Annotated in this window: 12 protein-coding genes; 1 reads left to right on the top strand and 11 read right to left on the bottom strand. The window is 70.6% G+C overall.

What is annotated here, in order from left to right:
• Nucleotides 1-63 precede the first annotated feature (63 nt).
• Nucleotides 64-567 (bottom strand): UpxY family transcription antiterminator, encoded by a 504-nt coding sequence (locus JHW38_RS02660; RefSeq protein ID WP_207524491.1) that lies wholly within the window; start codon nucleotides 565-567, stop codon nucleotides 64-66.
• A gap of 375 nt (nucleotides 568-942) precedes the next feature.
• Here JHW38_RS02660 and JHW38_RS02655 point away from each other — a divergent pair, with 375 nt between their 5' ends.
• Nucleotides 943-1,938 carry an acyltransferase domain-containing protein gene (locus JHW38_RS02655; RefSeq protein ID WP_343225449.1) on the top strand — a complete coding sequence of 332 codons (996 nt, stop codon included), beginning with the start codon at nucleotides 943-945 and terminating at the stop codon, nucleotides 1,936-1,938.
• An 18-nt stretch (nucleotides 1,939-1,956) separates the two neighbouring features.
• Here JHW38_RS02655 and JHW38_RS02650 read toward each other — a convergent pair whose 3' ends face one another.
• From JHW38_RS02650 to JHW38_RS02605, 10 genes are read right to left on the bottom strand one after another with little or no spacing between them, the layout of a single operon-like run.
• On the bottom strand, nucleotides 1,957-2,835 hold the full coding sequence (locus tag JHW38_RS02650) for a 4'-phosphopantetheinyl transferase family protein (protein WP_207524489.1): 879 nt from the start codon (nucleotides 2,833-2,835) through the stop codon (nucleotides 1,957-1,959).
• 1 nt (nucleotide 2,836) lies between these two features.
• Nucleotides 2,837-3,598 carry a metallophosphoesterase family protein gene (locus tag JHW38_RS02645; protein ID WP_207524488.1) on the bottom strand — a complete coding sequence of 254 codons (762 nt, stop codon included), beginning with the start codon at nucleotides 3,596-3,598 and terminating at the stop codon, nucleotides 2,837-2,839.
• Between the two features lie 4 nt (nucleotides 3,599-3,602).
• The gene (fabD, locus tag JHW38_RS02640) at nucleotides 3,603-4,745 is read right to left on the bottom strand and encodes an ACP S-malonyltransferase (protein WP_207524487.1); all 1,143 of its coding nucleotides are present in this window, start codon (nucleotides 4,743-4,745) and stop codon (nucleotides 3,603-3,605) included.
• 29 nt (nucleotides 4,746-4,774) lie between these two features.
• Nucleotides 4,775-6,016: a beta-ketoacyl synthase N-terminal-like domain-containing protein gene (locus JHW38_RS02635; protein WP_207524486.1), complete on the bottom strand. Its 1,242-nt coding sequence runs from the start codon at nucleotides 6,014-6,016 to the stop codon at nucleotides 4,775-4,777.
• Nucleotides 6,003-6,242: an acyl carrier protein gene (locus tag JHW38_RS02630; RefSeq protein ID WP_207524485.1), complete on the bottom strand. Its 240-nt coding sequence runs from the start codon at nucleotides 6,240-6,242 to the stop codon at nucleotides 6,003-6,005. The genes JHW38_RS02635 and JHW38_RS02630 overlap by 14 nt, the downstream gene beginning before the upstream one ends.
• A 51-nt stretch (nucleotides 6,243-6,293) precedes the next feature.
• A complete protein-coding gene (locus JHW38_RS02625) occupies nucleotides 6,294-7,043 on the bottom strand; it encodes a polyketide synthase (RefSeq protein WP_207524484.1) in 750 nt (249 codons plus the stop codon).
• The gene (locus tag JHW38_RS02620; protein WP_207524483.1) at nucleotides 7,043-7,825 is read right to left on the bottom strand and encodes an enoyl-CoA hydratase/isomerase; all 783 of its coding nucleotides are present in this window, start codon (nucleotides 7,823-7,825) and stop codon (nucleotides 7,043-7,045) included. Before JHW38_RS02620 ends, JHW38_RS02625 begins: the two co-directional genes overlap by 1 nt.
• Entirely contained in the window at nucleotides 7,813-9,072 is a 1,260-nt protein-coding gene (locus JHW38_RS02615; RefSeq protein ID WP_207524482.1) for a hydroxymethylglutaryl-CoA synthase family protein, read from the bottom strand. Before JHW38_RS02615 ends, JHW38_RS02620 begins: the two co-directional genes overlap by 13 nt.
• A 60-nt stretch (nucleotides 9,073-9,132) precedes the next feature.
• Nucleotides 9,133-9,870 carry an MBL fold metallo-hydrolase gene (locus JHW38_RS02610; protein WP_207524481.1) on the bottom strand — a complete coding sequence of 246 codons (738 nt, stop codon included), beginning with the start codon at nucleotides 9,868-9,870 and terminating at the stop codon, nucleotides 9,133-9,135.
• A complete protein-coding gene (locus tag JHW38_RS02605) occupies nucleotides 9,867-23,516 on the bottom strand; it encodes an SDR family NAD(P)-dependent oxidoreductase (RefSeq protein WP_207524480.1) in 13,650 nt (4,549 codons plus the stop codon). Before JHW38_RS02605 ends, JHW38_RS02610 begins: the two co-directional genes overlap by 4 nt.
• Nucleotides 23,517-23,521 lie beyond the last annotated feature (5 nt).

The raw sequence follows: 23,521 nt of genomic DNA, 5'->3' as shown, positions 1-23,521 counted from the left end.
GCGGTCGGGCATCGCGAGAAACGGCGCCGCGCGCGGCGGCGAAGCGCCGCGCCGATGCGCGGGCTAGAGCGCGGACACCATGTCGGAATCGACCACCACGCTGATGCTGCTGCACAGCAGCTGCACGTTGATGACCAGATGCTCCTGACCCTTGGCCCGGACCAGCTCTCCGTGGATCCCGGCGAACGGCCCGCCGGTGACCTTGACCCGCTGTCCCGGCATCAGGCTCGCGCTGGACTGCAGCTCCGCGCTGCTGTCGACCAGCGCCTTGACCGCTTCCAGTTCGCTTTGCGGCATCACCGCCGGCGTCGCGCCGGTCATGACCAGGCCGCAGGAACCGCGGATGTAGCGGATGTGCGCGTGTTGCTCCTCATCGGGCTGGACGAACACATAGCCCGGAAACACCGGCAGCTCGACGACGCTGCGGCGGTCGTCGCGGCGCCTCACCACCGAGCGCTTGGGCAGATACGCATTGATGCTGCGTTCGCGCAAGCAATCCACGACGACTTTCTCATGACGGCTTCTGGTACGCAGTACATACCACGGACGAACTCGCTGCTCGATCATTCAACGGCCCTTACCGATAACCGATGCCTTTGCCCACGCAATGCCCCGCCGCCCGCGCGGCGTGCGCCGGCGTTCGGTCGTAAGTGCGTTGAGCCCCTTCGAGCAGGCGCCAACACGCCCGCCGGCGCGAATCGAACGCATGCCGGCGCATCGCGAAGCGAGGCTGCCCCCTGTTCACTCAGTAGCGGAGTTGCAAAAAAACCGTGAAACCAATCGCCGATTCGATATCGCATGCGGCTTGATTAAAGTTAATCAGAATCACGAATCCGGTTGGGCCACTTCGTCACAATTGGCACTGAACACAAGTGTTGGATCGCACATAAATCACATGTTTCTATTTTACGACTACGCCTGCCGCGCGAATGCGTTCGCCGCATGTTTCCGATTCGATACACGGGCCGCTGCGCGCCCCGTTCGCGAGGCTATCCCGTGACCCCCGCAAAAACCGTATTCATGTTTTCCGGCCAGGGTTCCCAATACTTTCAAATGGGAAAACAGCTGTTCGAATCGCATGACGTGTTCCGTCACTGGATGACGCGTCTGGACAGATTCGTCCAGGAAAACTCCGGCCTGCGGATTATCGATACGGTATACGGCTACGGCCGCGGAGAAACCTTCGACCGCACCGCGATCACCCATCCGGCGATATTCATCCTCGGGTATTCCCTGGCCCAGTGCCTGATCGAAGAAGGCATCCGCCCCGATCGGGTGCTCGGCGCAAGCCTGGGCTCGTTCGTCGCCGCCGCGGTCGCCGGGCATCTCGACGTCGAGGACGCGCTCGACGCGACGATCCGCCAGGCCGCCGCGTTCGAAGACACCTGCGAGCGCGGCGGCATGATCGCGGTGCTGGCCGGGCGCGAACTGGTCGACGCGGGCTGGCTCGGCGAATACGCCGAACTGGCCGCCGACAACTTCGCCCAGCACTTCGCCGTCGCCGCGCCGCAGGCCCGGCTCGACGCGATCGAAGCGCAGCTGCGCGAACGCGGCATCGCCCATCAGCGGCTGGCGGTGTCGTTCGCGTTCCATTCGCGCTGGATCGATCCGGCGCAGGCGCCGTTCGAAACCTTCATGCGCGGCATTCCGCTCGGCCGCGGCGCCGTGCCGCTGGCGTGCTGCGAACAGGCCGCGGTGCTGACCGAGCTGCCGGCCGATTTCTTCTGGCGGGTGGTGCGCCGGCCGATCCTGCTGCGCGACACCCTGGCGGCGCTGGAACGGCTCGGGCCGCACCGCTACATCGACGTCGGCGCATCCGGCACGATGGCCACCTTCGCCAAGTACGCGCTGCCCGCGGACAGCCGCTCGACCGCGCATGCGGTGCTGACGCCGTACGGCCAGGATTCGAAACACCTCGCCGCGCTGCGCGCGGCGTAGCGGCCGCCGCCGCGGCGCTCAGGCCGCGGCGCGCTCGGACGACTTCAGCAGCGGCAGGTGCAGCTCGCGCTCGTGCAGGGTCGGCACGATGCTGCGGATGCGCGGCGCGGCCGCGCCGTGCCCGCGCTCGGCGCACAGCGCGAGCAGGTAGTCGGGGGTCGGCCGGTACTGCCATAGGCTCCAGCGCTGCGCGTCGTCGCCGAGTTCGGGCCGGATCGCCAGGCGCACCGCGTCCGCCTGCGGGTAGTGGAAACTGAACTGCTCCAGCGGCAGCGACAAACCCATGCCGCGCGCCTTGATGTAGGCCTCCTTGAAGGTCCAGTACTCGAAGAAGCGGTCCTGGCGCCGGCACGGTTCGATCCGCGCCAGGTCGGCCAGTTCCTCGCCGGCGAAGCAGCGCTCGGCGACGGCCTGCGAGACTTCGCGCAGCGACAGGTGCTCCACGTCGACGCCGAGCTCGCGGCCGCGCCCGACCGCCATCGCGATCAGCCCGCGCGTGTGCGAGACGTTGAAGCGCAGATCGGCCGCGTCCGCGGGCGCGCCGTCGATTTCGGGGCGGCCGTAGGCGTTGGCGGCGAAGCGCCACCGCTCCGGCGCCATCGCCGCGTAGCGCGACAGCACGCTGCGCACCAGCGCGCGGGTCACCAGGTAGCGCTTGCGGTCGTCGCTGAAATGGAAGCGCGTTTCGCGCTGGCGCTCGTCGGCGCTGAGCAGGCCGCGCAGGCGCGGCAGCAGGGTCGCGTAGACCGGGTCGTGATAGAACGCCAGCCACAGCTCGACCTCGTCGCCGGCGCGCGCCGGCACGGCGCGTGTGATGGCGCCGCGCCCGGCTTCGATCCGCTCCGGCTCCGCCAGCGCCGGCCCGGCTGCCGCCTGCGCCGCATGCACGTAATTCATCTCACACCTCCCCGATGCACAGCAGCCGCTTGGCCGCGATCGCGTCTTCGTTCGGATAGCCGAAGGCGTTGTTGACGTAGTCGACGCCGTCGATGCGCACGCTGCGGTTGATGTGGCTGTGCCCGTACACGTGCAGGCTGGAACCGAGCCGGCGCAGCTGGGCGTCGAGCCCGGCGCTGCCGAGCACCGGATCGAGCATGCGGTGGCGCGCCGGCACGTACGGCGGCACCAGATCGATCCGCGGCAGGAAGTGCGAGAAGCTGATGACCCGTTCGACCCCGCGCGGAACCTCGAGCGCGTTCATCGACAGGAAATGCGCGCACACCTGCGCCGGGCCGTAGCCCGGCGGCCAGCGGCAGGCGACGAAATCGCTCCAGCTGCGCCGCAGCTCCTCGCCCGGCTCGCCGAAGGAATAGTCGTACCAGCCCAGCAGCGGCGCGAACAGGGTGCGTCCGGCGAGATGCGGCTTCATCGACACCCCGCACTCGAACGCAGTCGAAGCGACTTCGGCGAACTTGTCCAGCGAGGTCTTCGGCGCCGCCTCGCCGGCCACCCAGACATCGTGGTTGCCCGGGACGAACAGCACGGTGGCGAAGCGCCGCACGAATTCGCCGAGGCACCACGCCAGCAGCGGCCGGCGATGGGTCAGATCGCCGGCCAGGATCAGCAGATCCTCGCGATAGTCCTGCGCGGACAGCGCGCGCAGCCAGCGCGCGTTGTCCGGATAGTCGACGTGCAGGTCGGACAGGGCGAAAACGCGCATGCGCTCAGGCCGCTTCCAGCTCTTCCAGATCGAAGTAGCCGTTGTAGCCCTTCATGTAGACCGCGGCGCGATGGCCGAACAGCACCACCGCTTCGGTGCGGGTCTCCAGGTCCGGGTAGTCGCTGACGGTCGACTTGACCTTGGTGCCGACCGGATGGCGGCGGTTCCAGGCCGCGACCTTGTCCGCGGCGCTGCCGCTGGCGGGCGCGGCGCTTTGCGCGGCCGGCGCGGGCGCAGATGCGGCAACGGGCTGCGCCGGCGCGGCCGCCGGCGCCTCGGCGGCGGGCTGGGTCTGCAGCTTGATGGTGTGCACCAGGCGGGTCAGCACGTCGCCGTGGCCGAGCTCGACGAACTCCATCTCCTGGCCGCGCTCGGCCGCCAGCGCCAGCAGGTACTGCACGCTGTCGGACCAGCGCACGGTGCTGGCGATCTGGTTGGCAAGAGTCTCGGCGATCTTCTTGCCTTCGTACTCGCGCGCGGTGACGTTGGCGATCACCGGTACCTTCGGTTCGTCGAACTTGAAGCCCTTGAGGAACTTAGCGAACTTGTCCTTCGAGCCGCGCATGAAGCGCGAATGGAAGGCGCCGCTGGTGGCCAGCGGATAGAATCGCACCCGGCCCTGACGCAGCAGCGGTTCGGCCTTGGCGATCTCGTCGGCGTCGCCGGAGATCACGATCTGCGACGGAGTGTTGTAGTTGGCCAGATCGATATTGCCCAGACCATTGTCGGCGAGGATGCGCTCGATCTCCTCGCGGCTGGCGTTCATCACCGCCGCCATCGCGCCGCCGGAAACCTGGCTCATCAGCTCGCCGCGCTTCTTGACCAGCTTCAGGCCGGTCTGGAAATCGAAGCAGCCCGCCGCCAGCAGCGCGTCGAACTCGCCGAGGCTGTGGCCGGCGACGAAGTCCGGGGTTTCGCCGCTGTCTTCGACCCGGGCGTAGTAACTCAGCGCGTTGACCACGTACAGCGCCGGCTGGGTGAAGCGGGTATTGCCGAGTTCGCCGCGCGGGTCGTCCACGCACAGCTCGCGGATCGAATAGCCGAGCACCTCGTCGGCCTGCGCGGTGCGCTCTTTGAAGCGTTCGAACAGGGCCTCGCCCATGCCCTTGGATTGCGAGCCTTGCCCGGGGAACATGTAGGTCTTCATGGTCGTGCCTCCACTGATTCGTTCGTTGATTAGCACTTGCTCAAGCAGATCGCGGTGTTGATGCCGCCGAAGCCCATGCTGAGGTTGATCGCGTTGGCGATGGCGTGCGGCACCGCGCGTTCGCGCACCCAGTTGAAGCCGGGTTCGATCGGGTCGTCGAGGTTGCGGGTCGGATGCAGGCGGCCGGCGCGCATCTGCAACAGGATCGCCGCCAGCTCGGTCGCGCCGGCGGCGCTGAGGCCGTGGCCGACCACCGACTTGGTCGCGTTGATCCAGGCATGGTCGAGCCCGCAGTCGCGCAGCGCCTGCAGTTCGGTGACGTCGCCGATCGCCGAGCCGGTGCCGTGCGGATTCACGTAGTCGATCTCGCGCGCCGACCAGCCGGCGCGGTCGAGCGCGCCGCGGATCGCGGCGGTCTCGCCCTGCAAGGAAGGATTCGGATTACGGTTGCCGTCCATCGCCATCGCCCAGCCGGCGATGCGCGCGTACGGCGCGACGCCGGCGCGGCCGCAGGCGTCGGCGCGCTCGATCACGATCGCCGCGCAGGACTCGCCGTAGATGAAACCGTCGCGGTCGCGGTCGAACGGGCGGCAGGCGCGCGCGGGATCGTCGCCGTAGCGGTCCGAGCCCATCGCGCCGAGCGAGCGGAACCCCTGGCATTCCCAGTACGACAGGTCCATCAGCGCGCCGATCGCGATGCACACGTCGACCCGGCCGGACGCCACCGATTCGATCGCCTGGATCGTCGCCGCCTGCCCGCTCGCCGACGCGCCGCCCAAGGTCTGGGCGAAGCCGCGGATCGGAAAGGCTTCGGTGCACAGCCCGCACAGATCGCTGTCCATGAACGACATCGCATAGGTCGGGCGCAGGAACGCGACCCGCTCGCGGTACGCGTCGTGGACCTGGGTCAGCTCGCGCTGCTGCACGTTGGAGCCGCCGATGACCAGGCCGATGCGTTCGGGCGCGACCTCGTCCAGGCGCGCGTCGTGCCAGGCTTCGTGCAACGCGGTCAGCGCGGCCTGCCCCGACAGCGACGCGGTGCGCAACAACGCGCGCGGAATCGCCTCGGGCACGTTCAGCTGTTCGATCTCGGCGCCGAGGAACGCCGGCGCGCCGTCGTCCTGCGGCCGCTGCCGTCCGGGCCGGCGCATCGCGTCGAAGCGGTGCCTGCCTTCGAGCAGGGCGTCGGCGAACGCCGCGCGCCCCTGGCCGATGGCCGACACCACGCCGACGCCGGTGGCCAGAACGGCCGGCGGCTCAGATCTTGGCATGGATGATGCCCGCCAGCTGGCCGATGTTCTCCGCCTTGGCCATCTCGGTCAGCGACACGTTCAACGACAGCGACTCCAGGGTCATGATGATGATGTCGGCGCGGTCGATCGAGTTGGCGCCGAGCGCGCGCAGCGAGTCGTCCTGCTGGAACGGGTGCTTCTCCAGGTTCGGCAGCACTTCCTTGGTGTGGCCGACGATGATTTCGAACACTTGGTCCTGGTTCATGGCTTCTCTCTCCGGTTTGTTTGAGTGCGGCCCTTTGCGGCCGCGGGTGGTTCACTGTCCGAAAAACGCTTCGATGCGGTCCTTGACTTCCGGTTGGTGGAAGGTCAGTTCGTGCATCGCCACTTCCTGGTCGATGAACCGCGGCAGCGCTTCGCGCAGCGGGCCGACCAGGTGATCCTTGAGCGTGACCAGCGAAGCGCGCGGCTTGTCGGCCAGCTCGGCGGCGACCTGCAGCGCGTGCGCCAGCACCTGCTCGCGCGGCAGCACCGCGAACGGCGCGCCGCGCCGCTGCAGTTCCTCGCCGCGGTAGGTCGCGGCGGTCAGCATCATTTCCTCGGCCAGGGCCAGGCCGAGCTTCTTGGGCAGGATGAAGGTCGAGCCCATGCCCGGGGTGAATCCGTACTTCATGAAATTCGCCGTGTAGACCGCTTCGCGCGCCAGCACCACGATGTCGGCGAACAGGCCCATGACGAAGCCGCCGCCGATGCCGTGGCCCTGCATCGCCGCGATCACCGGCACCGGGCAGTTCAACGACAGGCTGTACAGATCGCGGTCGGTGAACTTGAACTTGCCGTCGAACAGGTCGCGCAAACCGTCCTGGGTGCCGCCGCTGGAGAAATAGCTGTCGTAGCCGGTCAGCACCACGACCCGGCAGTCGCGGTTGGCGGCGACGGCGGCGAACGCGGCCGACAGCGCGGCGATCAGTTCGTTGGTGAAGGTGTTCTTGTGCGCGCGGTCCTGCATGCGCACCAGGGCGACGCCGGGCGCGGGATGCTCGACCGCGACGATGGGCTCGCTCATCACGCCGCCTCCCACGGAAATCGGCCGGTGCTGACGTAGCGCGCGATCTTCTCGACGTTCTGCGGATCGGCGAACACCTCGCGATTGGCCGCCAGCGCCAGCGGCCGCGCCGCGCTGAGGCTGTCGTCGAGCGACAGCGCGTAGCGCTTGTAGCGCACCAGCGCCTGCTTGTTGAGCCGGCGCAGGCGCAGCAGGTGCTTGCGCAGCAGGTTCTCGCTGTTGTCCTCGACCGCGTCGACCAGCCCCCATTCCAGCGCCTGCCGCGCCGCAATCGGCTGGGTCAGCAAGGTCAGGTAGTTGGCCTTGGCGTAGCCCATGCGCCGGATCAGGAACGGCATCACGCAGGCCGGCATCAGCCCGAACAGCAGTTCCGACAGGCTGTAGGTCGCCTTCTCGTCGCTGAGCACCATATCGCAGGCGGCGACGAAGCCGATGCCGCCGGCATTCGCGCGCCCGCGTACATGGGCGATCGTCAGGTACGGACCGGCGGCGAGCTGGTGCCACAGATCGTAGAGCGGACCGGGGTCCTGCTCCTGCGCCGCGCCGCTGGCGTGGCGCGCCTGGATCTGCTGGAAATCGGCGCCGGAGCAGAACACCTCCGGCAGCCCTTCCAGCACCACGATCTTGGCCGCGTCCTCGCAGCGCGCCAACACCTGGGTCAGCTCGGCGATCAGCGTATCGTCGATCGCGTTGTTGGCCTGCGGACGATGGATCTGCGCGAAGCAGAGGTCCTCGTCGAAGCGGACCTGCACGGTCCGGTAAGGCTCGCTCAGGATACCCATTCGTATTCCCGGTGGAATTCCTTGATCTGCTTCAGGAACAGGGTCGGCGCGCCGAGCGCGGCGCGCGCCTGCGGGATGAACTCGGCGTCGGCCTGCAGGTTGCGGGTGCCGAACTTCATCTCGCGGCTGCGTTCGAGCAGGCGGTCGTACTGCTCCATGCTCAGCTCGTAGCGCTTGTCCAGGCGCTCGCCGATCTTCATCTCGCGCAACCGCTGCTGGCCTTCCTGGCGGGCCATGCCGCTGAAGAATTCCGAGCAGCAACCCGAGCCGTACGAGAACACGCCGATGCGCTGCGGCACGACGAAGTCGCCGTGGTCGATGGTGCTGGCCAGCGACAGCGCGGCGGTCGCGCCCATGATGTTGCCGACCCGCTGGCAGTGGATCAGGCCCGGCGTGACCCGGCGCTGGAAGTCGTTCTCGATGTCGGCCGGCTTGGCCTTGACCAGCTTGCGCATCATGTTGCGGTGCGCGCCCTTGACCATGCCGCCGAACGGGGTGTGGTACGACAGATAGTCGAAGGTCGCGCCGAAGTCGGCGCCGGTCACTCGCTTCTGGTATTCCAGATACGCGTTCTCGCAGCAGTTCAGATACGACAGCAGCGACAGGTCGGTGTCGCCGGCGTCGGTGTCCGGCGACGGCCGGCAGGTGTCCATCACTTCGTAGCCGTAGTAGCCGTTGGCGCCGACGTCGATCTGGAATACGTGCGGGCGGTCGCTGATCAGCATCGCCACCGCGCCCGAGCCGCCGCTGGGTTCGGCGAACGACCAGTCCGCCGACAGCGCTTCGCCGCCCTCCTCGACCATGAAGCGCGACACGTCGGTCGCCAGCACCAGCACCTTGCCGCCCGGCGAGGTCTGCGAGAGCACGAAGTTGACCGCCATCTGCAGACCCGCCACGCCCGAGTAGCAGGCGTTCTTGAGCTCGAACAGACGGCAGTTGCGGTTCAGCCCGAGCAGGTCGTGGCAGTAGGTGCTCATCGACTTGCCGAAGTCGAACGCCGACTCGGTGCAGGTGATGACCATCTCGATGCGGTCCTTCTCCTCCGGCGTCAGCGCATCGATCAGCGGCTTGGCCGCGTTGACGGCGAAGGTCACCGGGTCTTCGTACGGCATGGCCACGGTCTTCTGCTTCATCAGCAGGTTCTCGAACCGGCTCATGTCCAGGCCGCGGTGCTGGGCCAGTTTGGTCACGTCCAGGCAGGCGGTGCCGGCGAAGACGTTCATCGCTTCGATTCCCACAATGCTCACGTTCTACCTCTCACGTTCAAGGAGCGGCGGCGACGGCGCGGGCCGGCGCGGCCGGATGGGTCATTTGAAATCCAACAGCTTGCGTTCGCTCTGGCCCTTGCGCAGGCGGTAAGCGGCGAAGCTGTCGCGATCGCGGAACTGCAGGTACAGGTTGCAGCCGAGCACTTCGGCGAAACTGCGGCCCGGCGGCCGCACATAGGTGTGGCCGGGATAGATGCGGGTGTGCGCGGACAGGCGCCGCTTGAGCAGGCACAGGCTGTCGTACATCGCGTGCGCGGCGTCGACGTCCTTGCAGATGCCGCAGCCTTCGGCGAACAGAACGTCGCCGCAGAACAGGTGATCGCCGATCAGGTAGCACACGCAGCCCGGGGTATGGCCCGGCGTGGAGATCGGCTCGATCGTCAGCCGCCCCAGCGACCACGGCGTCTCGTCGATGCCGATCAAACGTTCGGCCTGGAAGCCCGACGCGGCGATCTCGCGCCACGACATCCACACCGGGCAGGCGTACTTCTGCGACAGCGGCCGGGCCAGATCGATGTGGTCGAAATGCGCGTGGGTCAGCAGGATGCCGCGCAGTTGCGCGCGGTGTTCGGCCAGCGCGGCTTCGACGACCTCGATTTCCCAGGCCGGGTCGACCAGCACCGCCTGGCGCGTCGCCGGGTCGATCACCAGGTAGTTGTTGTTCTTCATGAAGCCGCGGGCGACGTGCAGCACGACGACTTCCGGCTGGGCGACGGCGGATGCGGCCGACGCGAACGGCGGCGGCGGAATCTTTCCGGCGGCCTGTCCCGCGGTCATTCGGCCACCGCCACGCGCCCGGCACTGCCGTCGGCATCGGCCGCGGCGCCGCGCAAGGCGCGCACGTAGAACTTGTTCAACGCCGCCAGCACTTCGCCCGACTCGCTGAGCAACTGGATGTCGAACTGCTTGACGTCCGCCGGACCGCCGGCGGCCGTCGCCGACGGCCGCGCCAGCGCGTAGCACGACGGCGTCAGCGGACGCAGGCGGCGCAGGCTGCCGAGCGCGAACGGCAGGTGCGGCGCCGCGGCCTCGCCGTCGCCGACCACGCCGAGCACGGTCTGCAAGGCGCCGTCGATCAGGCTGGGATGCAGCAGGTACTGATCGAATTCGCCGAGCAGCGCGTCGTCGAGCTTCAGCGCCGACAGCGCATAGCCGTCGCCGATGTGCAGCTGGCGGATGGTGCGGAAGCTCGGGCCGTACTGGAAACCGGCGCGTTCGAGTTCGCGGTAGCAGTCGGCGCCTTGCAGCGTGCGGCGCGCGCCCGCGACCAGCGGCGCGAGCGCGACCGGCGCCGGCGCCGAACGCCCGTGCGCGCGCGGATGGCCGTAGCCGATCCGGCCTTCGCTGTGCACGACCCGCTCGTTGTCTTCGTCCAGCGACACGATCAGGTAATCGGCGCCGTCCTGGCCGGCCTTGAGCAAGGTCTTGACCAGGCGCCGACCCGGCGCGAGCCGCAGCGGCTGGTTCCAGACCACGTCCTCCAGCGCGATTACGCTGTGCTCGCCGGCGAGGCTGCCGGCGACGCAGGCGATTTCGAGCATGCCCGCGCCCGGGAAGAACATCGCGCCGTCGACGCGGTGGTCGCGGGCGTAGTAGGCCTCGCCCGACAGCCACGAGGCGAAGCAGACTTCCTTGAGCGTGGACGCGTTGGTCGCGACCAAGGGATGCAGCGCGGCCGGCTGCGCCTGGGCGGCTTGCGCGACGACCGGCGAAGCGGGCGCATCGTCGGCGACCCAATGGCGTTCGCGCGCGAACGGATACGCGGGCAACGACAGCGGACGCGGCGGCTGCGGGTCCTGCAGTTCGTCCCAGTCCAGCGCCTGCCCTTCGATCCAGGCCTGCGCCAGCGCCGCCCAGTCGTCTTGCGCTCGCGCGGCCAACAGGCGCTCGCGCTGCTCCGGCTTCAGCGAGCGCTGGCGCTGGTGCGCTTCGACGCGGCCGCGCAGGGCCGCGGCCGAGGCTTCGCCGCGGGCGTACAGTTCGAGTTCGCGCAACAAGCCATCCGCGTCGGCGGCGACGATGGCCAGACGCGACTCCATCGCTTCCCGACCGGTCTGCAAGGTGTAGGCCAGCGCAGCCGGATCGATCGCGCTGTCGCCGGCGATGCGCTTATGCAGCCGCGCCGCGCTCTCGCGCAGGCGCGAATCGTCCCTGGCCGACAGCAGGAACAGCCGCGGCCGCGCATCGGCGACCGCCGCCAGCGGCGCCTGATACTCCTCCAGCACCAGACAGGCGTTGACGCCGCCCGCGCCGAACGAATTGATCAGGGCCCGGCGCGGCTGTCCGTCGGCCGCGCTCCAGTCGCCGAGTTCGTGCTGCACGCGGAACGGCGTCGCGGCGAAATCGATGTTCGGATTGGCCTCGCGCGCATGCAGGCTCGGCGCGATCCGGCGGTGGCGGAACTGCAACAGCACCTTGGCCACGCCGGTGATGCCGGCGGCCGATTCGGAATGGCCGAGGTTGGACTTGACCGAGCCGAGCGCGCACGACTGGACGCCCACGCCGTCGGCCTGGAACGCCTGGCTCAGCGCCGCGACTTCGAGGCTGTCGCCGAGCTGGGTGCCGGTGCCGTGGCCTTCGACATAGCCGATAGCATCCGCGCGCAGGCCCGCCTTGCGCAGGGTCTGCGCGATCAGCGCCGCCTGCGAGTTCGGGTTCGGCGCCGCGTAACCGTTGGCGCGGCCGCCGTGTTCGCAGGCGCTGGCGGCGATCACGCCGAGGATGCGGTCGTCGTCGGCGATCGCGCGGCTCAGCGGCTTGAGCACCGCGCTGCCGACCGCTTCGCTGGGGATGAAGCCGTCGTCGCCGGCGCCGTAGCTGCGGCAGGCTTCGCCGGTGGCGAGCATGCGCCGGCGGCACAGCGACTGGTATTTGGACGGGTGCAGGTAGAGGTTGACGCCGCCGGCGATGGCCAACTGGCATTCGCCGCGGCGCAGGCTTTCGCAGGCCTGGTGCAGCGCCACCAGCGACGACGAGCAGGCGGTGTCGACCGGCAGGCTCGGGCCTTGCAGGTCGAAGAAGTACGAGACCCGGTTGGCGATCGACCACGGCATCGCCGCCGGCGCCACGCTGTTGCCGCGCAGCGCCTGCTCCGGTGCGAGCAGGTGGTAGGAGTTGGTGGTCACGCCGGCGAACACGCCCACGTCTGCGCTGCGCGCCTTCGGGAACCGGCGCTTGATCCGCTCGCGGGTGTAGCCGGCGTCTTCCAGCGCCGACCATGCCGATTGCAGGAACAGGCGCTCCTGCGGATCGATGCTGCGCGCGTCTTCGGCGGCGATGCCGAAGAACGCGGCGTCGAACTTGTCGAAGTCGTCGAGGAAGCCGCCGCGTTTGCAATAGATCTTGCCGTCGCGGGCCTTGTCCGGATCGGCGTCGAACCAGGCCTGCGCGTCCCAGCGTTCGGCCGGGACCTCGCCGAGCAGGTCGCGGCCTTGGCTGAGCCGATCCCAGAACGCGTCGAGGTCCGGCGATCCGGGGAACTGGCCGTGCAGGCCGATGATCGCGATGCGTTCGTCCGCGGCGGCGTTCGCGAATGCCGGTGCGGGCATCGTTATCGCAGGCGCCGGCGCCGCGGCGGGCGCTGCGGATTGCGCGGGCGCCGCGGCGGCGGCCGGCATCAGCAACCGGCCCAGCGCGGCCGCGGCGTCCTGGCGCAGGTACGCGGCCAGCTCCTCGATGCTCGCGTACTGGTAGAACAGCGTCTTCGGCAGCTCGCCGAGATCGCGCTCCAGCGCCAGATTGAGGCGGCCGATCATCATCGAATCCACGCCGTAGGCTTCGAACCGCTCCTGCGCGTCGATGCGCTCCACCGGCAGGCGGATCTCCTCGCTGAGCAAGCCCTTGAGGTACTGCTCGGAGGCTTCACGCAGATCCGCGCCGTCGATGGCGGGCGCAGGCGACGCAGCGGCCGGCCGGGCCGCGGCCGACGGCATCAAGTGCGCGTCGATCAGCGGTGCCGCGCCGTACATCGCGACGGCATGGCTCAGGTCGGTGGCCAGGAACTCGTCCCAATAGCGCAGCCCGGCCTCGGTCGGCAGCGGCTGGATGCCGGCGCGCGCGCGCAACAGCGCCAGATCGGCCTCGGCCATGCGCATGCCGCCGTCCTGCCAGAACGGCCAGGCGATCGACACGCTGCGGCCGCTGCGTTCGCCCGCCGCCGCCAGCGCCTGGCGCTGTTCGGCGAAACCGTCGAGGAAGCGGTTGGCGTAGGCGTAATCGCACTGCCCGGCGTTGCCGGCGATGCCGGCCACCGACGAGAACAGCACGAACGCATCGAGCGCGTCGGCGCGGGTCGCGCGGTCGAGGTTCTCGCTGCCGTGGATCTTGGCCGCGAACACCTCGCGCATCGCCGCGCGGTCCTTGTTCAGCGCGAACGCGTCGCGGTGCACGCCGGCGCTGTGGATCACCCCGTCGATGCGGCCGAACCGCGACCGCGCGGCGGCGGCGAGCGCTTCGGCCTGGGCCGGGTCGGCGACGTCGGCCTGCACGTAGATCGCTTCGCCGCCGTGCGCGCGCAGTCGCTGCAGGCGCTGTTCCAGCGCCGCGTCGAGCGGCGAGCGGCCGCTCAGCGCCAGGCGCGCGCGGCAGCTGCGGGCCAGGTGCTCGGCGAACAGATAGCCGAGGCCGCCGAGGCCGCCGGTAATCAGATAGACGCCGTCCTGCTTGCTCATCGAAGCCGTCGCCGCCTGCGCGGCGTGGCGCTCGATCCGGCGGATTTCGCGTCCGGCCGCGGTGTAGCGCACGTCGGCGCCGCGCCATTCCGGCTCGGTCAGTTCGGCGCCAACGCGCGCGGCGATTTCGGCGTCGCCGGCATCGGCGCCGAGCGCGAGCGTCTTGCCGGAGAACTTGGCGTGTTCCAGCGCGAGGCTGCCGAGGTACGCGCCCAGCGCCAGATGCGCCGGCGCCGCTTCGGCGCCGGCGCGCAGCGCGACGATGCGCAGGGCGTGACCGGGCTTGCGCCGCATCAGCGCGCGGCACAGCGCATGCAGGGCGAACACGCCGCGCTCGAGCTGCGCCTCGGTGGCGCCGTCGCCGGCGACGCGATGCACCAGCGCACGCGGCAAGGCGCCGGCGGCTTCCAGCGCCTCGGCCAAGCGGTCGAAGTCGGCATCGCAGGACGGATCGACTGTGAAGCGGTTGCGGCTGGATTCGGCGAACCCGGCGCCGAACTCGACCGCGATCGTTTCGCCGTCGCAGCGCCCGCCCAACTCGGCGGACAGCGCCTCGCCCGCGTCGAGCAGCAACAGCGGACCGGCGATGGGCGCGTCGGCTTGCGCCGACGGCATCGGTGCGGCGCGCCATGCGCTGCGGTAATGCAGCCGTTGCGCCGGCGCGGCCGGCTGCGATGCGGCCGGCTGCGGCGCCGCCGCGGCGGGCTGCGTCGCGACCGCGTCGATCGGCGCCGCCGCGCGGATCCAGTAGCGTTCGCGCGAGAACGGATACGTCGGCAGCCGCACGCGCCGTACCTGCGCGCCGCGATGCAACTGCGCCCAGTCGATCTCGACCCCGGCGATCCACAGCTTGGCCAGGCGCTCCAGATCGCGCCGTTCCAGCACCAGTTGCAGGAACGCCGCACCGGCCTCGCCTTCGATCAACGCCGCCGCGCCCGCCGCCGCGTCGCGGGTGCTGCCCTGCTGGATATCGGCGCCGGCGGCGGCGCCGTCGGCATCGAGCCAGTCGCGCAGGCGCTGGCGCAGGCCGGCGAGATCGCCGGCGACGACCGCCAGCCGCTCGCTCATCGGCGTGCGGCCGACCTGCGAAGTGAAGGCGATATCGGCCCAGGCCGCGTCGCTGCGCTCCAGTTCCGCAACCGTCTTCGCCGCATAGGTGCGCAAGGCCTCGCGGCTCTTGGCCGAGAGCAGGAACAGCTCCGGCCGCGGCGCGGCCTCGATGCGGCGCTCGCGGAATTCTTCCAGCACCAGATGCGCGTTGGAGCCGCCGGCGCCGAACGAGCTCACGCAGGCGCGGTGCGCGGCGTCGCCGCGGCGCGCCCAGGCCTGCAGCTCGGTCTGCACCCGGAACGGGGTGGCGTCGAAGTCGATATGCGGGTTGCGCGGTTGCGCATGCAGCGACGGCGCCAGCTCGCCGTGGCGGAACTGCAGCAGCACCTTGCTGACCGCGGCGATGCCGGCGGCCGCTTCAAGGTGGCCGATATTGGACTTGACCGAACCGATCGGACACGAGCCCGGCGCGCCGCCGTCGCCGGCGAACGCGCGGCTCAAACCGGCGATCTCGATCGGATCGCCGAGCGAGGTGCCGGTGCCGTGGGTTTCGATGTAGCCGATGCTGGCCGCGTCGATGCCGCCGCGCTGCAGGGTTTCGCGGATCAACTGCCCCTGCGCGACCGGATTGGGCACGGTGTAGCCGTTGGTCTTGCCGCCGTGATTGATCGCGCTGGCCTTGATCGTCGCATGGATGCGGTCGCCGTCGGCGAGCGCGCGGCGCAGCGGCTTGAGCAGCACCGCGCCGACGCCCTCGCCCGGCACGTAGCCGTCGCCGTCGGCGCCGAAGCTGCGGCAGCGGCCGTCGCTGGAGGCGAAGTTGCCCTGGCTCAGGCTCAGGTACTTGCTCGGATGCAGGGACAGATTGACGCCGCCGGCGATGGCGGCCTCGACCGTGCCCTTGCGCAAGTCCTCGCAGGCCAGGTGGATCGCGGTCAGCGAGGACGAGCACATCGTATCCAGGGCCAGGCTGGGGCCGTGGAAATCGAAGAAATACGACACCCGGTTGGCGATCGAGGCGAACGAGGAGCTCGGCACGCCGGCGTGTTCGGCGCCGACGCCGTACAGCTCGTACTGGCCCCACATCGCGCCGACGTAGACGCCGACGCGGCGCTGCGCCAGTCCGTCCTTGGCGTAACCCGCGTCTTCCAGGGTCTCCCACACGGTCTCGATGAACAGCCGCTCCTGCGGATCCATCAGTTCCGCTTCGCGCGGCGAGATGCTGAAGAACAAGGGATCGAAGCGGTCGACGCCGTCGAGGAAGCCGCCCCACTTGCTGTAGGTCTTGCCGGCGCGGTTGCGCTGCGGGTCGAACAGGCGCGCGTGGTCCCAGCGCTCGGCCGGCACCTCGGTGACGCTGTCGCGGCCGCTGCGCAGGTTGTCCCAGAACTGCTCCAGGTCGGCGGCCTGCGGATAGCGGCCGGCGACGCCGACGATGGCGATGTCGTCCTCGCCGGCTTCGCGCGCGAACGCGCCGGCGCGCTGCATGCGTGCGGCGACGCGGCTGCGCGCGGGCGCGGCGGCCACCGGCGCCATCGCCGCAGCGGGCGCCGGGGCGGCGGCGCCGAGGCCGGTCTTTTCGCGCATCGCCGCGGCGAAGGCGCCGGCCAGGTAGGCGGCCAGGCTCGCGACGGTCTGGTATTCGAACAGCAGCGTCTTCGACAGCGGGCCGAAGCTGCGCTCCAGCTGCTGGGTCAGCTTCATCGTCAGCACCGAGTCGATGCCGTACTTCTCCAGCGGCGCCTTGGGGTCGACTTCGTGCGCCGGCAGCTTGAGCAGGCTGGCGAATTCGCCGGCGACCCAGCGCTGCGCAGCCGCCAGCAGCCGTTCGCCGTCGGCGCCGGCCGGCGCTGGCGCGGGCGCTTCGAGCGGCGCCGCAGGCGCGGCCGCGCGGCGCTGCAGCGAACGGCGAAGACGCGCGGTCTCGCCTTCCAGCACCAGCGCATGATCGGCGCGCAGCGACAGCAGCTGCGCCAACGCGCGCAGGCCGGTGTCGGTGCCCATCGCGGTCATGCCCGAGGCGCGGGTCAGCGCGGCCAGCGCCTGTTCGTCCATGTGCATGCCGCCGTCACGCCACAGCGGCCAGCCGACCGACAGGCTATGGCCGCGGCGCAGTCCCGCGCGCGCCCACGCGTTGCGCTGCGCGGCGTAGCGGTCCATGAACGCGTTGGCCGCCGCATAGTCGGCCTGGCCGGCATTGCCGAGCGCACCGGCCAGCGAGGAACACAGGACGAAGAAATCGAGCTCGTGCCCAGCGGTGGCCAGATCGAGATGGACGCTGCCGGCGACCTTGGGTTCGAGCACGCGCGCGAAGCGCTCGGCGCTCTTGCTGCGGATCAGGCCGTCGTCGAGCATGCCGGCGCTGTGGATCACGCCGTTCAAGCCGCCGAATTCGACGGCGATGGCCGCGACCGCGGCGGTCGCGGCGGCGCGGTCCGCCAGATCCAGCCGGCGGTACGCGAGGCGCTGCGGCGCGATCGCCCAGGCTTCGCTCAAGCCCTGCAATTCGGAGTGTTGCGCGGCGCCGGCTTCGGCGCGGCCGGTCAGCACGACGGTCGCGGCGGCGGTCGCGGCGAGGATTTCGCGCGCGAACAGTTTGCCGAGCCCGCCGAGGCCGCCGCTGATCAGGTACACGCCCTCGTCCTTGAACGGCGACTCCGGCGACGCGGCCTGCGTCAGCGCCGCGCTGTTCCAGGCGCGCGCCAGCAGACGGCCGGCTTCGACCTTGAGCAGCGTATCGCCGAGGCCGCGCGCAGCGCGCAGTTGCGCGGCCAGCGTTTCGGCGTCGAGCCCGGGCTCGGTCAGCAGCAGCTGCGCGCGCACCTGCGGCTGTTCCTGCCGCAGCGTGTCGAGCAGGCCCGCGAGGCCCGCGAGGATCGCATCGTCGCCATCGTGCGCGACCACCCACTGGCAGTCGACGGGCTCGCCGCCCGCCCGCGCAGAAAGTTCCTGCGCCTGCGCGAAGCAGGCCAGCGCGGCCGCGCGATAGCGGTCGGCCAGCGCGGCCGGTTCGCCGTTGCCGGTCGGCAAGTTCCAGGCCGCGATCCGCGCCGCCGGCATCGCCGCAGCCAGTTGCGCCGGCGCGATCGAGTCGGGATTGCACAAGGTCACCCAGGTCTCGCCCGGCGCCGCATCCGCCGCGGCATCGGCCGCCGCGGCTTCCCAGACCGGCTGCGCGATCAACGCGCCGTTGCGCTCGTCGCCGCGCAGCTCGCGCAGCATCAGGCCGCGCAGGCGCAGGCAGACCGCGCCGGCGCCGTCGCACAGATCGATGTCGATCCCCTCGCCTTCGCCGCGGCGCACCCAGGCGAACATGCGCGCCGCGCAGGCGCCGTGGATCTCCGCGGCGTCCAGCGCGAACGGCACCGCCGGCGCAGCGAGCGCGGCGGGATCGCCGAGCAGGCCGACGCAGGCTTGCAGCGCGCAGTCCAGCAGCGCCGGATGCAGCGCATAGCCGCCTTGTCCGGCCGCGGGAACGTGCAGTTCGGCCAACAATTCCGCTTCGCCGCGCGCGATCGCGGCGATGCCGCGGAAGCTGCCGCCGTAGTGGATGCCCATGCCTTCGAACGCGGCGTAGATATGCGCCGGCTCGAGCCGGCCGCCGCCCATGCGCGCCCGCAGCTCGGCGAGGTGCAGCGCCTCGACCGCCTGCGCCGGCGCCCACTGCGCGCGGGCGCGGCAATGCACGACGGGCTCGTCCTCAGCGCCGTCCGCAGCGTCGCTGGCGATTTCCATCTCGATGGCGCCGTCGTCGCCGACCTGCAGCGACGTCGACACTGCGTTCGCGCCGTCCACGATCAGCGGCCGTTCCCAGATCAGATCGTGCACGCTCAGCTTGCGCGGCGCGGCCTCGGCGGGCACCGCCAGTTCGGCCGCGGCGCGCAGCATTTCCAGGTACGCGGCGGCCGGCAGCAGCTTGCGGCGGACGCCGTCGCCGCTGTCGATGCGGTGATCGGCGAGGAAGAACTCGCTGCCGTCGAAGCGGCTGGCGTAACGCTGCTGGTAGATATCCGAGGTGTTGGCGTGCAGCAGCGGATGCAGCCGCGTCGCAGCCTGGCCGCGGCTGCGGTCCGGCTGGGCGATCCAGTAGCGGTCGCGAGCGAACGGATACGCCGGCAGCGACATCAGCCGCGGCGCGCGCCCGCCGTGCAGCTTGCTCCAGTCCACCGCCAGCCCGCGCGCCCACAGCTCGGCGACCCGCGCGAGCGCGCCGCGCGCGATCCAGCGCTCGACCGTGGCCTGCATTTCCTCGTCGTCGGCCAGCGCGCCGAGACTGTCGAGCCCGGCTTCGGCCGGGCCGCTGTAGCAATCTTCGATGCCCGTCTCGTCGCGCAGATAAGCGCCGAGCTTCGCCGCCAGCGCCGCCGGCGAATCGGCCAGGAACGCGACCCGCGCGTCCATCGGCTCGCGGCCGAGCTGGCAGGTGTAGGCGAGCGCGGCCAGATCCAGCGGCGCCGCGTCCGCGTCGATCGCGCGTTCGACGACCGCCGCCAGGTCGGCGACCTTCTGCCGCAGCTGCCGCACTGTGCGCGCCGACAGCGGCACCACGCAGGTTGCGTGCGGCGCGGGCTCGGTCTGCGCCGGCGCGAGGTATTCCTCGACGATCAGGTGCGCATTGGAGCCGCCCGCGCCGAACGAGGAAATGCCGGCGATGCGCGGCAGCCGCCGCCCGTCGAGCGTCGGCGCGTCCCACGGCCGCAGGCGCTGGTTGACCTCGAACGGCGACGAGGCGAAATCGATATGCGGGTTCAACGCCGCCGAATGCAGCGACGGCGCGATCTGCGCGTGCTTCATCTGCAGCAGCACCTTGGTCAGCCCGGCGATGCCGGCCGCCGATTCGCAGTGGCCGATGTTCGACTTGGCCGAACCGATCGCGCAGTACTGCCGGTCCTGGGTGTACTGGCGGAACACGTCGGTCAGCGCCGCGATCTCGATCGGGTCGCCGAGCTTGGTGCCGGTGCCGTGCGCTTCCACATAGCTGACGTGGCGCGCATCGGTGCCGCATTCGCGCAGGGCGCGGCGGATCACGCTGGCCTGGGCCTTGGGGTTGGGCACCGAATAGCCGTGGGTGCGGCCGCCGTGGTTCAGCGCGCTGCCGCGCAGCAGACCGTAGATCGGATTGCCGTCGCGCTGCGCTTCGGACAGGCGCTTGAGCACCACCGCACCGACGCCCTCGCCCGGAATATAGCCGTCGCCGCCTTCGCCGAAGCTCTGGCAATGGCCGTCGCCGGAAATGTACTGGCCGGCGCTGAGGATCAGGTACTTGTTCGGGTGGATGCTGACGTTGACGCCGCCGGCGATGGCCAGCGCGGTGCGGCCGGAGCGCAGATCCTGGCAGGCCAGATGGATCGCGGTCAGCGAGGACGAGCACATGCTGTCCAGGGTCATGCTCGGGCCGTGCAGGTTCAGCAGGTACGAGACCCGGTTGGCGATGCTGGCGTAGCTGACCGGCACGCCGACGCGCGGCCCTTGCAGGCTGGCTTCGGCGCCGAACAGCTGGTACTCGCCGTACATCACGCCGACGTAGACGCCGACTTCGCCGGGCAGGCCGGTGTCGGACGGAATCTGCAGCGCGGCGCGGGTGTAGCCGGCGTCCTCGACCGCCATCCACGCGTGTTGCAGGAACAGGCGTTCCTGCGGGTCGATGAACTCGGCGTCGACCGGCGGGATGTTGAAGAACAGCGGATCGAACTCGTCCACGCCTTCGATGAAGCCGCCCCACTTGCTGTAGTGCGCGCCGTCGACGCTGCGGTCGGCGCTGTAGTACTCGCGCCAGTCCCAGCGCTCGGGCGGGACCTCGGTGACGCAGTCCACGCCGCCGCTGAGGTTGCGCCAGAACGCGTCGAGGTCGGGCGACTGCGGGTAGCGGCCGCTGAGGCCGACGATGGCGATGGGTTCGGCGGTCGGCGCCTGCGCGCCGCCGGTTTGGGCGCGTGCGCGCGCCGGCAGCGAAGGCGAAGGCGAACGCGGGCCGCGCGAGCGCGCGGCGGGAACGGCGGTACGCGCTTGGACCGCGACGGCGACGGGCGGCGCGGGCGACGGTGCGGACTCTGCGAACAGCTTGGCGACGGTTGCCGCATGCGCGACGAGCAGGTGCTCGGTCAGTTCCTGCAGGGTCTGATGTTCGAAGAACAGCGTCTTCGACAAGGCGCCGAAGCTCTTTTCCAGCTGCCGGGTCAGGTCCATCGCCAGGATCGAGTCCATGCCGTACTTGTCGAACGGCGCGCGCGGGTCGATCTTGCGGTACGGCAGCTTGAAGTGCTCGGCGAACTGCTTGCGCAGGAAATCGGCGAGGCGCGCGGCGCGGTCGGCGGGCGCGTCCGCAGCGGCGGGCGCGACGACCGCAACGGCGGCGGACGGCTCGTCCGCAACCTCGGCGTCGTCCTGCGCATCGGCGCCGAACACGGCGGCGCGGATCCTGGCCGGCTCGCCTTCGATCACCAGCGTCTGCGCCGCGCCGCCGGCGAGGCTGCGCTGGAACGCGGCCATGCCGTTGGCGGTCGCCATCGGCCGCATGCCGGTGCCGGCCTGCATCGCCGCCTGCGCGGCCGCCGGCATGCGCATGCCGCCGTCGCGCCACAGCGGCCAGTCGATCGCCAGGCTGCGGCCGCGGCGCTGCCCGACCGCGACCAAGGCCTGCCGGTGCGCGGCGTAGCGGTCGAGGAAACCGTTGGCGGCGGCGTAGTCGCCTTGCCCGACGTTGCCGATCGCCGCCGCGCCGGACGAGAACAGGGCGAAGAAATCCAGGTCCAGCGCGCGGCTGGCGCGGTCCAGATGCACGCTGCCGGCGACCTTCGGCGCCAGCACCTCGGCGAGATCTTCGCTGCGCTTGTGCGCGATCAGGCCGTCGCGGACCAGGCCGGCGCTGTGCACGATGCCGTCGAGGCGGCCGTGCGCGGCGAGGATCGCAGCGATGCCGGCCTCGACGTGCGCGGCGTCGGCGAGATCCAGGCGCAGGTACGACAGCCGCGCGCGCGCCGCGGCATCGTCCGCCAGCGCATCCAGCCGGCCGTCGATCTCGGACGAGGCTTCGGCGCGGCCCGACAGCACCACCCGCGCCTGCGCGGTCTGGGCGAGGATCTCGCGCGCGAACAGGCCGCCGAGGCCGCCGAGGCCGCCGCTGATGAGGTAGACGCCGTTGTCGCGGAACGCCTGCGGCGCGGCCGCGCTGGCGGCCAATTCTTCCCAGGCCAAGGCTTCGCGCACGCCGTCGCGGTAACGCACGTTCGGCTCGGGGTTGGCGCGGACTTCCGCGCTCAGTTGCGCCGACAACGCTTGCGCGGACGCTTCGTGCGCAAGCCACAGCACCTGCGCATGCAGTCCCGGGTGCTCCAGCGCGGCGGACTTGAGCAGGCCAGACAGGCCGGCCTGCATGCGCGCGGCCTCGGAGTCGGCCAGCACCAGATGGACGAACGCCTGCTTGCCGGCCAGACCGGCGAGCATCGACTTGAGCCGTTCCAGAACGGCCTGTGCGCATGCCGCGTAGTCCGTCGCCGCGTCGTCCGCGTCCATCGGCAAGGCCCGGCACACCGCCGTCGGCAACTGCGCTTGCAGCGCCTGCACGGCCGCCTCGTCGAGCCCGCACGACCACACCTGATGTTCGCCCGCGAACGCGGCCGCCTGCGCCGGCAGCGCGCTGGCCCGCCACACCGGCGTCGCCACCACCATTTCGCCCGCGGGTGCGCTCGCGCCCACCGCGCCGTGGAAGGTGCGCGAGGCGAAGCCGCGCAACTGCGCGCACAACCGCCCGTCTTCGTCGCACAGGTCGATGTCCAGGCGGCTGACTTTATCGCCCGCGGCGCTGCCCTGCGAAGGACGGATCCAGGCCTGCATGCGCGCCGCGCACGGCGCCCACACCGTCAGCGAATCCAGCGCGAACGGCAGCGACGGACGCTGCGGCAACTCGTCCAGATCGCCGAGCAGACCGATCGCCGCCTGCAAGGCGCCGTCGAGCAGACTCGGGTGCAGGCGATAGTCGGACAGGCTCGCGCGCACGCTCTCGGGCAGGACCAGGGTCGCGAGCAGTTCGCGCTCGCCTTGCAGCACCTGCGCGACCGCTTGGTGAGCCGGCCCGAAGGCCATGCCCATGCGGCGGTACGCCGGATAGATCGCTGCGGCATCGAGCCGGCCGCCGGCCATGCGCGCGCGCAGCGCCGCCAGATCGAGCGCCTGCGGCGCGTCGTCGGCCAGGCAGGCCTCGCCGCGGCAATGCACGGTTTCCTGCGCCGCGCCGTCGTCGCCGTCGCCGTCGGCGACGCTGATGATCTCGAAGCCGGCCAGCGCGCCCTGTTCGCCCTCGCCTTCGCCCGCCCACAGCACCACGAACACGTCGCGGCGCTGCGCCACTTCGATCGGCTTGAGCCAGACCACATCGCGCAGACGCACGCGCTGCGCGCCTTCCAGCTCCGGCAGCGCATCGGCGACCGCGGCGCGCGCCATCTCCAGGTAGGCCACGCCGGGCAGCACCTTGGCGGCGACGCCGTCGGCGACGACCTGATGATCGGCCAGGAACGGCTCGCTGCCGTCGAACGAGCTGCCGTAGCACTGCCGGTGCAGATCCGAAGCATTGCGGTGCAGCAGCGGATGCAGCCGCGGCGACGCGCCGGCCGGACGCGTGGAGAACTGCCGGATCAGGTCCAGCACGTCCTCGCGCGAGAGCCGCCCGAGCTTGAGTTGGTCGACGACGAATTCGATGAAATCCATGGGGT

Source organism: Lysobacter enzymogenes, assembly GCF_017355525.1.
In the GTDB taxonomy this organism is placed as follows: domain Bacteria; phylum Pseudomonadota; class Gammaproteobacteria; order Xanthomonadales; family Xanthomonadaceae; genus Lysobacter; species Lysobacter enzymogenes_C.
The sequence above is the reverse complement of the archived record's forward strand: the minus strand, read 5'-3'. Positions and strand labels throughout refer to the sequence as shown.